This window comes from Pseudomonas sp. W5-01 (assembly GCF_046540435.1).
GTDB classification, from domain to species: domain Bacteria; phylum Pseudomonadota; class Gammaproteobacteria; order Pseudomonadales; family Pseudomonadaceae; genus Aquipseudomonas; species Aquipseudomonas graminis_B.
Map to the genome: position 1 here is coordinate 565,532 of NZ_JAXCIP010000001.1, position 14,688 is coordinate 580,219.

General features: G+C 61.6%; 10 protein-coding genes. 3 read left to right on the forward strand and 7 right to left on the reverse strand.

Annotated elements, in window-relative coordinates:
• Positions 1-3 precede the first annotated feature (3 nt).
• Positions 4-915 carry an SMP-30/gluconolactonase/LRE family protein gene (locus SLW75_RS02395; protein WP_410933431.1) on the forward strand — a complete coding sequence of 304 codons (912 nt, stop codon included), beginning with the start codon at positions 4-6 and terminating at the stop codon, positions 913-915.
• 47 nt (positions 916-962) lie between these two features.
• Here the strand turns inward: SLW75_RS02395 and SLW75_RS02400 are convergent, their stop codons facing one another.
• Complete coding sequence (locus tag SLW75_RS02400) at positions 963-2,987, reverse strand: methyl-accepting chemotaxis protein (protein WP_192130451.1); 2,025 nt, start codon at positions 2,985-2,987, stop codon at positions 963-965.
• 370 nt (positions 2,988-3,357) lie between these two features.
• Between SLW75_RS02400 and SLW75_RS02405 the strand changes: the two genes are divergently transcribed.
• A complete protein-coding gene (locus SLW75_RS02405; RefSeq protein WP_410933432.1) occupies positions 3,358-5,166 on the forward strand; it encodes an EAL domain-containing protein in 1,809 nt (602 codons plus the stop codon).
• Positions 5,167-5,360: 194 nt separating this feature from the next.
• Here SLW75_RS02405 and gloA read toward each other — a convergent pair whose 3' ends face one another.
• On the reverse strand, positions 5,361-5,891 hold the full coding sequence (gloA, locus tag SLW75_RS02410) for a lactoylglutathione lyase (protein WP_065990298.1): 531 nt from the start codon (positions 5,889-5,891) through the stop codon (positions 5,361-5,363).
• A 200-nt stretch (positions 5,892-6,091) separates the two neighbouring features.
• Between gloA and SLW75_RS02415 the strand changes: the two genes are divergently transcribed.
• Positions 6,092-6,595 (forward strand): DUF4946 domain-containing protein, encoded by a 504-nt coding sequence (locus tag SLW75_RS02415; RefSeq protein WP_410933788.1) that lies wholly within the window; start codon positions 6,092-6,094, stop codon positions 6,593-6,595.
• A gap of 506 nt (positions 6,596-7,101) precedes the next feature.
• Here the strand turns inward: SLW75_RS02415 and SLW75_RS02420 are convergent.
• The 5 genes from SLW75_RS02420 to SLW75_RS02440 all read right to left on the reverse strand — a co-directional run bounded on the left by SLW75_RS02420 (position 7,102) and on the right by SLW75_RS02440 (position 14,680).
• On the reverse strand, positions 7,102-7,467 hold the full coding sequence (locus tag SLW75_RS02420) for a histone-like nucleoid-structuring protein, MvaT/MvaU family (RefSeq protein WP_065990300.1): 366 nt from the start codon (positions 7,465-7,467) through the stop codon (positions 7,102-7,104).
• 423 nt (positions 7,468-7,890) lie between these two features.
• Positions 7,891-8,592 (reverse strand): haloacid dehalogenase type II, encoded by a 702-nt coding sequence (locus SLW75_RS02425; protein ID WP_410933433.1) that lies wholly within the window; start codon positions 8,590-8,592, stop codon positions 7,891-7,893.
• Between the two features lie 186 nt (positions 8,593-8,778).
• The gene (locus SLW75_RS02430; protein WP_410933434.1) at positions 8,779-9,876 is read right to left on the reverse strand and encodes a tetratricopeptide repeat protein; all 1,098 of its coding nucleotides are present in this window, start codon (positions 9,874-9,876) and stop codon (positions 8,779-8,781) included.
• A gap of 215 nt (positions 9,877-10,091) precedes the next feature.
• Positions 10,092-11,489, reverse strand: coding sequence for an efflux transporter outer membrane subunit (locus SLW75_RS02435; RefSeq protein ID WP_410933435.1), 1,398 nt, complete (start codon positions 11,487-11,489; stop codon positions 10,092-10,094).
• Complete coding sequence (locus SLW75_RS02440) at positions 11,489-14,680, reverse strand: efflux RND transporter permease subunit (protein WP_410933436.1); 3,192 nt, start codon at positions 14,678-14,680, stop codon at positions 11,489-11,491. Before SLW75_RS02440 ends, SLW75_RS02435 begins: the two co-directional genes overlap by 1 nt.
• Positions 14,681-14,688: the final 8 nt, after the last annotated feature.

The window sequence follows — 14,688 nt, forward strand, 5'->3', positions numbered from 1 at the left end:
CCCGTGTCCGACGACCTCTACGAATGCCATGACAAGCGTTTCCATCGCCTGATTCTGCCCAACACCCAGCTCGAACGCCTGTACGACCAATGCCGCTGGGCCGAAGGGCCGGTGTGGTTCAACGACGGCGGGTACCTGCTGTGGAGCGACATTCCCAACCAGCGCATGCTGCGCTGGACCCCGGAGCAGGGGGTGTCGACTTTCCGCACGCCGTCGAATTTTGCCAACGGCAACACCCGCGACCTGCTGGGCCGGCTGATTACCTGCGAGCACGGCACCCGCAGCGTCACCCGCACCGAACCGGACGGGTCGATCACGGTGCTGGCCGAGCGATTCGAAGGTAAGCGTCTGAACTCGCCGAATGACGTGGTGGTGCATCGCGATGGCGCGGTGTGGTTCACCGATCCCAGCTACGGCATCCTCACCGATTACGAGGGCTATCAGGCCGACGAAGAGCAGCCGGGCCGCCATGTGTATCGCATCGACCCGGACAGCGGCGAGATCGCCTGCATGGCCAATGATTTCGTGCAGCCCAACGGCCTGGCCTTCTCCCCGGACGGGCGGACCCTGTACATCGCCGATTCCGGTCGCTCCCACGACCCCGATGGCCCCCACCACATCCGCGCGTTCGAGGTGATCAATGGGCGGGAGCTGGGGCAGTCGAGGGTTTTTGCGGTGATTGAGCCGGGCGTGCCGGACGGCATGCGCGTGGATGTGCAGGGCAATGTCTGGACCAGTGCCGGCGACGGCGTTCAGTGCTTCGCCGCCGACGGGACGTTACTGGGCAAGATCCGCCTGCCGGAGAAGGTCGCCAACCTGACCTTCGGCGGCCCGCGGCGCAACCGCCTGTTCATCACCGCCAATACGTCGTTGTATTCGGTGTACGTAGGGGTGGCGGGAGCCCAGATGCCTTGAGCGATGACAGGGCAGGGCGCGCGGGATTTACGCCGCGCGCCCTGTTCTCAGAGCTTGAAACGGCCGACCACGGTGCGCAGTTCGCCGGCCAGCAGCGACAGTTCGTCCGCCGTTACCGCGTTGTCCTCGATGCCTTCCATCAACACGAAGGTGCCGTTGCGGATCTCGGTGACGTTGCGGTTGATGTCTTCGGACACGGCGTGCTGCTGCACGGCAGCGCTGGCAATCTGGGTGTTCATGCCGACGATCGACTCGACGCCTTCGTTGATCGCGTTCAGGCTAGAGGACGTCTGATCGGCCGAGCTCAGGCAATCCTGCGCCCGGTCCTTGCCCGCTTTCATCTGGTCAACGGCCGCGTTGGTCGCCAGTTGCAGCTGCTGGATGATCCGCTGGATTTCCGCGGTGGAGTTCTGCGTGCGTGAAGCCAGGGTTCTCACTTCATCCGCGACCACAGCAAAGCCACGGCCCTGCTCACCGGCGCGGGCGGCTTCGATGGCGGCATTGAGGGCAAGCAGGTTGGTCTGGTCGGCGATGTTGCGGATCACTTCAATGACCCCGCCGATCTCCTGGCTGTGCAGCGCGAGGGCCGCGACCTTTTGCGCGCTGAGGTCGACTTCGCCGGCCAGTGCTTCGATGGTCTGGCGGGTCTGCTGCATGACGCCCAGGCCTTTGCCGGATGCCTGGCTGGCCTGTTCCGCTGCACGCGCCGCGCCTTCGGTGTTCTGGGCGACGTCGGCGACACTGGCGGTCATTTCGTTGATGGCGGTGGCAACCTGTTCGGTTTCGCCTTGCTGGGCGTTCATCGACACTTTGGCGCGGTCGATGGACGCACTCAGGCGGGTCGCGGCGTCGGATACCGAGCGCGAACTGCGCTCGACCTGGGCAAGGGATTCACCAAACGCCTGGACCATGTGATTCAAGCCGGTGCCGATGTCGGCCATTTCGTCTTTGCCCGCCACGTTGACACGGGCGGTGAGGTCGCCTTGGGCGATACGACGGGTGGCGCTCAACATGGCTTCCATGGCTTGGCGCATCGCGCTATAGATACCGCTGAACGCATAAATCAGCAGCAGACCGGCGATGGCGAACATCGCCAGCATGGCGGTGCGTTCGGCCGACTTGTCGTGAACCCGTTGTTCCAGCACCGCCGACAGCGCTGCCTGCAAGGCGTCCTGCGCCTTATACAGCTCGGCCACCACGGCGTTGCCTTTGGTCGGCAGGCCCTGCATCCCGGTGATGGTGTTCTGTGGTGAGGTGATCAAGGTTTGCAGGTCACTGCGAAAGCTGTCCAGGCTGGACAGCCCGCTGCTGACGGGGGACTGGATGCGATCGGCGAGGGCTGTTTCCTTACGGCGCAGCAGGTTGAGGCTCTGCAGCAGCTCCTGGCGAATCTGGGTTTCTTGCTTGAGCAGCGATTTGATCGTGCCTCGGGTGGCGTCGGTCAGCGGTTGCCCTTCATGCAGACCACTGGCCAGACCGCGCAACTGGCCGACGACGTTGATCTGGCGTGGCAGTCGCAGGGTGCTCTGATCGATCAGGAACAGCGAGGCGTAGTCTTCGTCCAGCACCATCCCGGAGGTGGCGGAGATGAAGTAGATGAAGTTCAGCGTCTGGGTCATCTGATCGCTCCATGCATCGAACAGGGTCGCTTGATCGGCACCGGCTTTAGTCTGGCTGATCAGCCCTTCTGCGCCGGAGCGCAGGCGCTGCACGCGGTCGGCTGTTTCCAGCTCGACGGTGAACTGGCGGTCCGTGGCTTCCAGCTTGGTGTAGGCATCCAGGAGTTTGGTCTGATTGGCGGCGAGGTCAGCCTGGGCTGTCTCATCCCCGCTGAGCAGGCGGTTGGTCAATGCCCGCTGCAGCATCGACAGGCGCAGTACGGGGGTGACGTCCATCAGGTAACGCTGGCCGACTTCTTCGGAGTGGATGTTATCAATGCTGGCGTTGAGCTGATGCAGCAGGCGCGCGCCCAACAGCCCCAGGGGGAGCAAAACGATGATGGCGAGCAGTGCGAATTTGGCAGGAAAGCGCAGTCGGTTGGTCAGGTACACGGCAGGGGAAAGAATATTCATACTGTTCTCAAAGCCCCGAAGCGGGGCGATTGGGTTGTTGTCGGTGAGAACGGTCCTTTTTCTCGGGTCGGAGTGCGGTGACGACGTCTCTGGGAGGAGAAGGCGCTATGGTTGATTGCGCCTCGCTCCAGTCCATCTGTCGGCCGGTATCGTATTAACTTTATAAAAACTTATACAACAATATATATTTGTACAGCTTTGGAACTGAACCGATTATGTGATGTCTTTGTGATATCAGTCTTTCTCAGCTCAGCCGAAGTCTGTTTTGCCGGTGATCGTCGGTCATCGACCACCCGTCATGATCCTGAGCGGGCAATGATGGCCATGAGATATCATCTAACCCGTATTTTTAGAACGGAGGGCGCACGCCATGAACTGTTCGCTGGAAATTGAGCAGAAGCGCCTGTCCGCGGTTCACGCTTTGCAATGGCTCGAAACCGCTCACAGCGAGGATTTCGACCGCCTGTGCCGCCTGGCTGCCGCGCACTTTCGCGTGCCGACGGTGCTGGTGTCCCTGGTGGAAAAAGATCGGCAGTGGTTTCCGGGCCGTGTGGGGTTTGACGCGAGTCAGACGCCCATAGAGCAGTCATTCTGCCGCTACACCATCCAGAACGCCGAAGTCATGGTGGTCAATGACGCTCGCCTGGATCCGCGCTTTGTCGACAACGCGCTGGTCACCCAGCCTGATGGCATCCGTTTCTACGCCGGAGCCCCGCTGTGCAATCACCACGGTGATGTGCTCGGCAGCTTTTGCCTGATCGACACTGTCCCGCGCACGCTGCAGCCCGACGAAGTGGCTGTCCTCGAAGATTTTGCGCAACTGGTCATGGGCCAGGTCGAACAATGCCAGGCGATGCGCTACCGCCACCCGGTCAGCCGCCTGCCGAATTTGCAGCAATTCTTGCTGGACACTCAGGACGTTGCGGTGACCGGGAGTCAGGTGCGGCTGATGGTGGTGATCCGCACCCAGCCGATGGCGAGCGCTGCGGATGTCAGCGTGAACAGCAACCTGGATGCACAACAGACGCGCCGCGATATGGCCAACTGCCTGCGTCGCCGTCTGGATGGGATTGCCGAGCTGTATCACGTCAGCGACCTGGATTTCTGCCTGCAGATGAGCTGCGAGCGCTCTCGCCGGGATGACCTGGTTCGCATGCTGTTGGCGGTGATCACCGAGCCTTTCACCCATCAGCAGGTGGCCGTGGGGCTGGCGTGCTGTGACGATGGTCAGAACTCCGCCGCTGCGCTCATGGGCAAAGCGACCCACGCGGCGGGCAGGGCCGTCTATCGGCAGGTGCCGTGGGCGGCGTATGACGAGGCGGAGGATTGCGCCCAGCGTCGCGCCTTGACCCTGCTCAATGAACTCGCCGAGGCGCTGGTCAGTGGCGACATCTTCCTGGAGTACCAGCCACGTTTCAGCTTGCAGGATGGCCGCCTGCTCAGCGTCGAGGCGCTGATTCGCTGGACCCATCCGATGCTCGGCAAGATCGGGCCGGATGAGTTCATTCCGTTGATCGAGGGCGCCGGCAGGATCAGCACCGTGACCCGCTGGGTCATCGACCGGGCGCTGACCGACCTCAGCGGCTGGATCGACGATGAAGTGCGGCTGTCGCTCAACCTGTCGCCGCTGGACTTCTCCGACCTGGACATCGCCCTGACGTTGCAGAGCGCCTGCGAAAAACACGGCGTTGCACCCGCACGGCTGGAAGTCGAGATCACCGAAGGCGAGTGGATTCGTGCCGACAAACGCGTCATCGCGCAGCTCACCCGCATTCGAGAGCTGGGCGTTGACGTGGCCATCGACGATTTCGGCGCGGGCTACAGCAACTTTGCCTATCTGCACGAGATCCCGGCCAATATCCTCAAGCTGGACAAATCCCTGGTGACGGACCTGGAGAGCAACCCGCGCAACCGCATCATCGCCCGGTCCGTGCTGCACCTGGCCAGTGAACTGGGTTATCGCACCGTCGCGGAAGGCGTCGAAACCTTTCGCTGCATGAGCCTGGTCCGTGATTTCGGCTGCGAAGAAGCCCAGGGCTATTTCCTGAGCCGGCCGCTGAAGCTGCAACAGCTTAAGCAGCAGTGCCAGAACATTGCGCTGACGTTTACCCCTGAACCGTCGAACGCGCAGATTTATGCGGATCTGGGTGATACGGATCAGGTGATAGAAGCGGCGTGACGCTGGCCGGGTTTCCATTGCAGGACCGGTTTTAGCCGGGAAGAGGCCAGCGTGAACACCCACACTTTTGCGGTGTGACGTCTAACGACTTCCCGGCTAAAGCCGGTCCTACGGTCGGCGTTAACGCCTGTCCCGCGGTCGGCGTCAACGCCAGTCCTGTCCCTATCAAGGCCGGTCCCACTGATCGAGCGTGATTACTCGCCCGTTACCGGCGTTGGCTGGATGATTTCGACCCAGTAGCCATCCGGGTCCTTGATGAAGGCCAGGCTTTTCATGCGGCCGTCGGTCAGGCGTTTCTGAAAGTCCACGCCCAGTTCTTCGAAGCGCGCACAGGCGGCGTGTATGTCCGGCACCGAGATGCAGATATGACCGAAGCCGCGCGGGTCGGTGTTGCCGTTGTGATAGGAAAACTCAGGGTCTTTCTCGGTGCCGTGGTTGTGGGTCAGCTCGAGGACACCGGGAATGCCTTTCATCCAGACGTTACGCTCGGCGTCGTCCTGCGGGATCTGTGCTTTGTCGACCAGCGCCAAGAAGTAAAGGCTGAATTCGGCTTCCGCGAAGTGGCGCTTTTCCACCAGGCTGAAGCCCAGCACGCGGGTATAGAAGTCCAGGGAAGCGGTGGCGTCCTTGACCCGTAACATGGTGTGGTTGAACACGAATTGTGCGGTCGAGGCGTCCGGGGTGGCCGTGACGCCGGGGAAAGTGTTCAGGTCGTGCAGACTCATGGTTGTCTCCGGGTTAACGCTAAAATGTTGCGTAATGATACGGGCTCATGGCTGACGCGCCAAACCGAAGGCGCATAAAACGCGGCCTCCGGCTTGTAGACACTGCATGACCAGCCCACACTTTGCGGCTCGACCTTCAGGTACCGCCCATGCATCTCTTATTGCGCTCATGCGCCCGCGTTGCTTTCTGTTTCGTGCTGATGATTCCGGGCGTCGCGTCTTCAACTGACGCCATGATCATCTGGCCCGAAGGCTGGGACGTTGAAGCCTTGCCCCAGCCGCCGGCAAGCGAAGGCCAGCCCGCCGTGCAACTACGACAGCGTGCGGTCAAAAACGATCAGAACGGTGATCCGGCCATGGTCGTGGAGCTGACCCAGACGCAGCTGCAGCCCGGCCATTCGGTCAACGTACAGGGCGTGCTGCTGGCCATGCGCAAGGCGGTTCAGGTCAATTTTGCCCGCGGCGGTTTTCAGAGTGTCTGCACGCGGATGAAGGACAGCACGCTGAGCGACATTCCAGCCATGGAAACCACGTGCACCATCACCCAGAACGGCAATCACGTCATGACCCAGACGCTGGTGGCGGCGGCCAATCCCGAGTTGGCGTGGTCGTTGTCGTATGCCGGCTCGGCGGAAGGCTACGCGGCCCATAAAGAGGAGGTGTTGCAGATCAGGAATGGTCTGCGCCTGGGAGCGGCGCCGTAGATCAAGGCGGGGTCTGGACAAATCGCGGGCATAAAGAAGCCCGCCGAAGCGGGCATTGGGGCGCTAATCCTTTAGCAGCCTCTATCCTCTACAAACCGGTGTGAAAAAAATGTGAAGCTCACGAGCCATTCAGCTGCAGAGGGAAAATTCATCTGTGGCTGCATGAAGGCTCATGGCCAGCTTTAACACTCACTCAGTGCTGTTTGACGGGATTAATAACGCTTAAGAGACTCAACGGTTGAGCATGCTATAAGCCTGCCGAGTATTGAAAGCGATATATGCCATTAATACGAATCTGTTCAGCTAATTGTCAGGTTCAATATTCAACACCCATCCCGCACTCGCACGCATTATTTAAAATACGCAGGGCGCGGGTCGCGATCATGTGCGTTTAAAGCACTTGTTTCATGTCCTTTTCCCTGCACTTGCAGAGAAGCCCCGCGGGCAGAGCTTCCTCTCGATGTTGCAGACCAATGTTGCAGGCCAATGTTCTAGGGAGCAGGGGATTAGCGACCGCGCAACCAGGAGTCAACGGATTCAGCGCCGTATTGTAATTTCCAGTTTTTCAAACCGCGATGGTTGCCGCCCTTGGTCTCGATGACTTCGCCCGTGTGGGGGTTCTGATAGACCTTGACCACCCGCGGACGACGGCGTTTCGGGGCCGCTGGCGTGGCATTGGACGCGCCAGTGTGAGGGTCGAGAATGGCGATGATGTCCCGCAAGGTCTTGTCGTACGTGCTCATCAGGGCCTGGAGCTGCTGCTCGAACTCGATTTCCTTCTTCAATCCGACGTCGTTCTTCAGATACTCCAGCTGGGCCAGCTGCTCCTGAAGGGCTTTTTCTGCTGCGCGAAATTCGGCAAGTCTGGACAAAATGATACTCCGGCAATTAATGGCTGTTGTCAGCTCAATGCAAGCAACAATGCAAGCAGCACGACGCGCATCCGGGTCTGCTGCTTTAGTTTTCACCACTTTCTACCGTGTCCCTGGCATCAGGATCAGCCGTCGACATTAACTTCATGGGAATGAACGTTGGTCTCGCGACGGGGTAGTTCAGTTGTGGCGCGAGTAAATAATGCACGTTTTTTACGCGTTGTAAAATAGCGGATGACTGATTGTTAAGTGAAACATCCGGGCGACGATAAGCGGGTCTGACAAAAAAACAATAATGGGCGCTAAACGTTGTAAGTAATTTCTTATACTTTAGCGCCATTGGAAACTGTGCCATCTCAAACGCGGCGGCAAACAGCCGCGTACCTGCACAGAGCAACCCACGTCAGCCAATGAGGCCTCGGGCTACGCCGGCCCGCCCCAGCGTTGAATGATCTGCTCGGCCAGGCCGCCCAAGTCGGGGGCCATCAGGTCGGGAAGCGGCATTTCGTCTATCAGGAGCGGTGCGTTGTACGGCCGGGTCAGCAGGGCGCCGAGGCACCCTGCCGCCTGGGCGCCCGCCGTGTCCCAAAAATGACACGCCACCACAAGCAGGTCCGCCAGTTCGACATTCAGCTCCCGGGAAACCATCTGGTAGGTCTGCGCAGCAGGTTTGAATTTTTTAACGGTCTCTACGCTGAAGCTGCGCTCGAAGAATGTCGCTAACCCGGCGCGCTCAAGGGCCGAAGGGGATGCACCGCTGGCCGAGTTACTCAGCGTCACCAGCCGAAAGCCGGCGTCACGCAAGCCGTTGAGTGCCGGCAGCACATCAGGGTGTGCTGGCATGTTACCCATCCGTGCCTGCAAGTCATCGATATCACTGGCGGCCAGGGCGACCTTATGGATAGACGCGAGCATGCGCAGCGTGCCTGCGGCCAGTTTGCCAAACGGGGTGTAACGGCCGCACAGGGTCATCGTTTGCGAATAGAGGATCAGGTTGGCGAACCACTCGCGCAACAGGGCTCGATCACCGAACACCCGCTCAAACAGCGGCTCAAGGGTGGTGATGTCGAGTAAGGTTTCGTTCACGTCGAAGACGATGATCGGCGTTGGTTTCTGCACTGCCATGATGGGGATTCTCTTCTGAGTAGTGCACGCTGCTGCAAGCACGCGTTCGTCGCTTGAAGCCCTGACGTGCCGGATCACGGACAAGGTTAACCCGATCAAGCCGGCGCGACGCACTCATCAATATGAATCGTTTCCTGGATGGGATGGACAGCGTACTTCCGCCTGTCGGGGGCGCGTAATGACGTGCTAAAGCCCCTGCTGCAGGGCAGGATCATCGGCGTTGAGCTGCTCCAGTTCAGCCAGCAGCACCTGCACTTTCTGTAGCTGCCCGGCCTCCGTCCAGTAACGAATCAGCAGAATCCTCGCGCGGCGATCGGCGGGTGCGCGCTGGAGAATGTCTTCCAGCTGCCGCTGCGCCGCTTCGAGCTGATCAAGATCGTGAAGCGCCACGGCGAGGTCATAACGGTAACCGGTGTTGTCCGGTTCCAGCTCAATGGCCCGGGTCAGCGGAAGCAGCGCGTACTCATTCTGTTTATGCCGCAGCAGCCATTGGCCGAGTGCGTGTTGCGCCAGGGCCGACTGGGGCTGTTTTTCCAGCCACTGGGCGAGCAACTGGCGTGAACGATCGGCCTGACCCTGACGGTCGAGCACCTGAACCAGTGCCAGCCCCGCCTCCAGGTTGTCCGGTTCCAGCTTTGCGGCCAGTTCCAGCGCATCGATCGCCTTTTGCGGGGTGCCGTTGTTGAGGTACAGCTGGGCGAGCGCGAGCTGACGTTGCCCGCTTGGCGGTTCGGCGCTCAGTGCCTGTTCATACTGTTGAGCGGCTTCCTGCAGCGCGCCGTAATACAGGCCCAGCTCATCCGGGCTCAGCGGTAGCAAGGCGCGCACCGCGCTGAAGCGCACCTGATCATCGGCATCGTCCAGCAGGGGGCCGATCAGCGTGGTGCGTTGATCTTCCGGCAGCATGGCGGTCACGGTCTGAATGGCCGCCTGTTGAACCAGCGCAGCGGGGCGCTTGAGATCGCCGCGCAGAATTTTCATCGCCTGGGCGCTGGGGTAATTCACCAATTCGGCGAGCAGGCCGGCGCGGCGAATGTCCGACAGGTCGGTGCGGGTGAATTGCTGATACAGCACGCGCGCGGCGCCGGGCTTGCCGCCGTGGGCCTGCTCCAGTGCTTCGGCGTAGCTGTGATTGACCTGGGGTGCGGCCGGCGGCGCGTGCCAGTTTCGCACCAGCATCGCCATGGCGATGATCAGCAGCAACAGCGCCAGCGCAATTGCCACCTGCCAGCGACGTCGAGCCTTGAGCTGGGCAGGTGTGCGCCGGGAAGACGACTCAGACATATCGGTTTCCGTGTGTGCGTGTGCAGCAGCTTCGGGGAGAGACCGCCGAGTGTCAAACCCTGTAGGGAAGGGTGCCTTCCTCGCGCGCTCGTGCGGTGTTTATCCACGGTCCAGAAAAAAGCCCCGAACCTGGTGGGTCCGGGGCCTTCGAGAGCGGCAGATCAGCGCTGCAGATCTGCTGCCGGTTGAGCGATCCCGCCGTTCATCCCGTGACCTCAGGCGTTCGGCTGCCAGCCACCGCCGAGAGCCTTGTAGATGGCCACGATGCCGCGATACAGATCGATTTCGGCCAGGGCCTGGCTGTCTTCGGCGGCCAGACGCTCACGTTCGGCGTCCAGCAGCACGAGGAAGTCGGCCGTGCCTTCGCGGTACTGAATGTTCGCCAGATTGGCCGCCGATCGGCTGGCTTCACTCTGCCGCACCAGCGACACCAGACGCCGCTGACGCTTGTCGTAGTCGCTGAACGCGTTTTCGGTTTCTTCCAGGGCCAACAGCACTTGCTGCTCGTAATTGGCCAGTGCGCCTTCGGCATCGGCGTTGGCGCCGCGAATCCGCGCCCTCACGCTGCCCAGGTCAAACGCCGCCCAGGTGATGCTTGGGCCAAGGCCCCACGCTTGAGCTGCGCCGGAACCAATCTGCGAACCGCGGCTGGCCGTGAAGCCGAGGAAACCGCTGAGGCTGACCCGTGGGAACAGGTCGGCGGTCTGCACGCCAATCCGCGCGGTTTGCGCCGCCAGTTGCCGTTCGGCACTGCGCACGTCCGGACGGTTTTCCAGCAGCTTGGTCGGGTCACCGATCGGCAGCGCCTTGGAGATCGCCGGCAGTTTGGCCGGGGCCAGCGTGACGGTCATGGCGTCCGGCCGTTCGCCGAGGAGGGTGGCGATGCGGTTGCGTTCGCGCACCTGTTCCGCCTGAAGCTGCGGAATGGTCGCTTCCACTGCCGCCAGGCGCGCGTCGGAACGCACCACGTCGAGCTCGTTGCCCACGCCTTCATCTCGCAGTTGGGCAGTCACGCGGCGGGATTCCTGCTGGTTTTTCAGGTTGTCCCGGGCGATGTTCTCGCGCAGTTGGGCGCCACGCAGTTGGCCGTAGGCGTCGACCAGCTCGGCAATCATCGTCACCTGCAGCTGGTAGAGGTTTGCTTCGGCAGCCTGCTGGTCGGCATCGCTGGCTTCCAGCTCGCGCTGGATACGGCCGAACAGGTCCAGTTCCCAGGCCATGTCCAGGCCCAGGTCGTAACGTTCCTGATTGATGCGCTGTTCAGTCTGCCCGGGCACCTGACCGCGGCCGACCTGGCTGCTCGCGCGGCTGGTCACCACCGGCATGGCGTCGTTGCTGATGTCGTCCCGAATCGCACGGGACGCCTTCAGGCGGGCGAAGGCGACGCGTAACTCGCGGTTGCCCTGCAGCGATTCGGCGACCAGCTTGTTCAGCGTCGGGTCGTCGAACTGCTGCCACCAGATGGTCTCGATGTGGCTGCGGTCATAGGCCCGCTGGGTGGCGGCCTGGATGTTGGCCGCCGCGGTTTCCGGCTTCTTGTAGTCCGGGCCGACGGCGCAGGCCGCCAGCGCCAGCACCAACAGGCTCGGCAGGAAGAGTTTTGCAGCCTTCATCAATGAGCCTCCGGGGCGGTGGTCTGAATGCGTTGTGCCTTGGCCGCCTTGCGCGCCTCTTTGCGTCCAACGTAGTTACGGATCAGTACATAGAAGACCGGCGTCAACAGCAGACCGAAGAAGGTCACACCGAGCATCCCGGAGAACACCGCCACGCCCATGGCATGACGCATCTCGGCACCGGCGCCGCTGGACAGCACCAGCGGCACCACACCCATGATGAACGCGAAGGAGGTCATCAGGATCGGCCGCAGACGCAGGCGGCAGGCTTCAAGCACAGCTTCCAGCGGGGTCTTGCCCTTGTCCTGCTCATCCTTGGCGAACTCGACGATCAGAATCGCGTTCTTGCACGCCAGGCCCACCAGTACGATCAGGCCGATCTGGGTGAAGATGTTGTTGTCGCTCCCGGCGATGATCACACCGGCAATGGCCGACAGCAGGGTCATCGGGACGATCAGGATCACCGCCAGCGGCAGGCTCCAGCTTTCATACAGCGCGGCCAGTACCAGGAACGCCAGCAGCACGCAGAGCGGGAAGACCAGCAACGCGGTGTTGCCCGACAGGATCTGTTGGTAGGTCAGGTCGGTCCACTCGTAGGTCATGCCGTTGGGCAGTTCTTCCTTGAGCAGTTTTTCCATCGCCACCTGCGCCTGACCCGAGCTGAAACCCGGACCGGCTGCGCCGTTGATCTCGGCGGTGATGAAGCCGTTGTAGTGCATGACGCGGTCCGGGCCCGAGGTGTTGGTGACTTTCAGCAGTGTCGCCAACGGGATCATTTCGCCACGGTTGTTGCGCACTTTCAGCTGACCGATCTGTTCAGCGTCCTGACGGAACTGCTGCTCAGCCTGCACGTTGACCTGATAGGTCCGGCCGAAACGGTTGAAGTCGTTGGCGTACAGCGAGCCGAGGTAGACCTGCAGGGTGTCGAAGATGTCGCTGATCGGCACGCCGAGGGTCTTGGCCTTCTCGCGGTCGATGGCGGCATCGACCTGGGGCACGTTCACCGTGTAGCTGGTGAACAGCGCCGCCAGTTCCGGCACGCTGCGGCTCTTGCCGATGATGTTCATCGTCTCTTTGTACAGCTCGTCGTAACCCAGGTTGCCACGGTCTTCGATCTGCAGGCGGAAACCGCCGATCGTGCCCAGGCCTTGTACCGGCGGCGGCGGGAAGATCGCCATGTAGGCTTCCTGAATCCCCGCATATTTGCCGTTGAGGGCGCCGGCGATGGCACCGGCCGACTGGTCGGCTGCCGTGCGATCTTCGAACGGTTTGAGCGTGACGAACACGATGCCGGAGTTCGGGCTGTTGGTGAAACCGTTGATGGACAAGCCCGGGAAGGCCACGGCGCTTTCAACGCCCGGTTGCTTCAGCGCGATGTCGGACATGCGCTTGATCACGTCTTCGGTGCGGTCCAGGCTCGCGGCGTCCGGCAATTGCGCGAACGCCACCAGGTACTGTTTATCCTGCGCCGGCACGAAACCGGTTGGCGTGGTGGAGAAACCCAGCCAGGTCATGACGATCAGGCCGGCGTACACCACCAGCGCCACACCGCTGACGCGGATCACCCGACCCACCGTGCTCACATAACCGTTACTGGCCTTGACGAAGAATCGGTTGAATGGCCGGAACAGCCAGGCGCCGAACAGCTTGTCGAGGAAGCGCGAGAAGCCATCCTTCGGTGCATCGTGAGCGCGCAGCAGCACGGCCGCCAGGGCAGGTGACAGGGTCAGGGAGTTAAAGGCCGAGATCACCGTCGAGATGGCAATCGTCAGCGCAAACTGTTTATAGAATTGCCCGGTCAGCCCGGAGATGAACGCCGCCGGAATGAACACCGCACACAGCACCAGGGCCGTGGCGATGATCGGGCCGGTCACTTCACGCATGGCGATCTGTGTGGCCTCCATCGGTTCATGACCCAGCTCGATGTTCCGCTCGACGTTCTCCACCACCACGATGGCGTCGTCCACGACGATACCGATCGCCAGTACCAGCCCAAACAGCGACAGCGCGTTGAGGGAGAAGCCGAACAGGTGCATGACCGCGAAGGTACCGATCAGCGACACCGGCACGGCGGCCAGCGGGATGATCGAAGCGCGCCAGGTCTGCAGGAACAGAATCACCACGAGTACGACGAGGATCAGCGCTTCGAAGAGCGTGTGAACCACCGCCTCGATGGAGCCGCGCACGAAGATCGTAGGATCATAGACGATGCTGTAGTCCATGCCTTCCGGGAAGTTTTTCTTCAGCTGTTCCATCTCGCCGCGCACTTCGTTGGAAATGTCGATGGCGTTGGAGCCCGGGCGCTGGAAGATCGGGATCGCCACCGCCGGCTGGTTGTTCAGCAACGAGCGCAAGGCGTACTGGCTGGAGCCCAGTTCGACGCGAGCGATATCTTTGACCCGGGTGATTTCGCCGTTGTCGCCGGCGCGCACGATGATGTTCTCGAACTCTTCCTCAGAAACCAGACGGCCCTGGGTGTTGATCGACATCTGGAAGCTGGTGGGGCTCGGGGAGGGCGGTGCGCCCAGTTGACCGGCGGCCACCTGGCGGTTCTGCTCGCGAATGGCGTTGACCACGTCGGTCGCCGTGATGTTGCGCGAAGCGGTTTTGTTCGGGTCGAGCCAGACACGCAGCGAGTAGTCGCCCATGCCGAACAGCTGCACGTCGCCGACACCGTTCAGGCGCGCCAGCTCGTCCTTGATGTTGAGGACCGCGTAGTTGGACAGGTACAGCATGTCGTAACGCTGATCCGGCGAGGTCAGGTGGACCACCATCGTCAGGTCAGGCGAGGCCTTGTCCACGGTGATACCGATGCGCGTTACTTCTTCCGGCAGCTTCGGCTCGGTCCGGGTGACCCGGTTCTGCACCTGCACTTGCGCGGTGTCGAGGTTGGTCCCCAGCGCAAAGGTGATGGTCAGGGTCAGCTTGCCGTCGGCCGTGGCCTGGGAGGACATGTAGAGCATGTTCTCGACGCCGGTGATCGCCTGTTCCAGTGGCGCAGCGACGGTTTCGCCGATCACTTTCGGGTTGGCGCCGGGGAAGTTGGCGCGCACGACAACGGTCGGCGGCACGACTTCCGGGTATTCACTGATCGGCAGCTGGAACAGCGAGATCGCGCCGGCGATCAGGATCAGCAGCGAGAGCACCGCCGCGAAGATCGGCCGCGTGATAAAGAACTTGGAGAAATTCATCGTGTGTG

Excerpts from the sequence above, each read along its gene's own strand:
- SLW75_RS02425 (WP_410933433.1), bottom strand. The coding sequence starts at position 8,592 with ATGGCAGTGCAGAAACCAACGCCGATCATCGTCTTCGACGTGAACGAA.
- gloA (WP_065990298.1), bottom strand. The coding sequence starts at position 5,891 with ATGAGTCTGCACGACCTGAACACTTTCCCCGGCGTCACGGCCACCCCG.
- SLW75_RS02400 (WP_192130451.1), bottom strand. The coding sequence starts at position 2,987 with ATGAATATTCTTTCCCCTGCCGTGTACCTGACCAACCGACTGCGCTTT.
- SLW75_RS02430 (WP_410933434.1), bottom strand. The coding sequence starts at position 9,876 with ATGTCTGAGTCGTCTTCCCGGCGCACACCTGCCCAGCTCAAGGCTCGA.
- SLW75_RS02405 (WP_410933432.1), top strand. The coding sequence starts at position 3,358 with ATGAACTGTTCGCTGGAAATTGAGCAGAAGCGCCTGTCCGCGGTTCAC.
- SLW75_RS02415 (WP_410933788.1), top strand. The coding sequence starts at position 6,092 with ATGATTCCGGGCGTCGCGTCTTCAACTGACGCCATGATCATCTGGCCC.
- SLW75_RS02435 (WP_410933435.1), bottom strand. The coding sequence starts at position 11,489 with ATGAAGGCTGCAAAACTCTTCCTGCCGAGCCTGTTGGTGCTGGCGCTG.
- SLW75_RS02440 (WP_410933436.1), bottom strand. The coding sequence starts at position 14,680 with ATGAATTTCTCCAAGTTCTTTATCACGCGGCCGATCTTCGCGGCGGTG.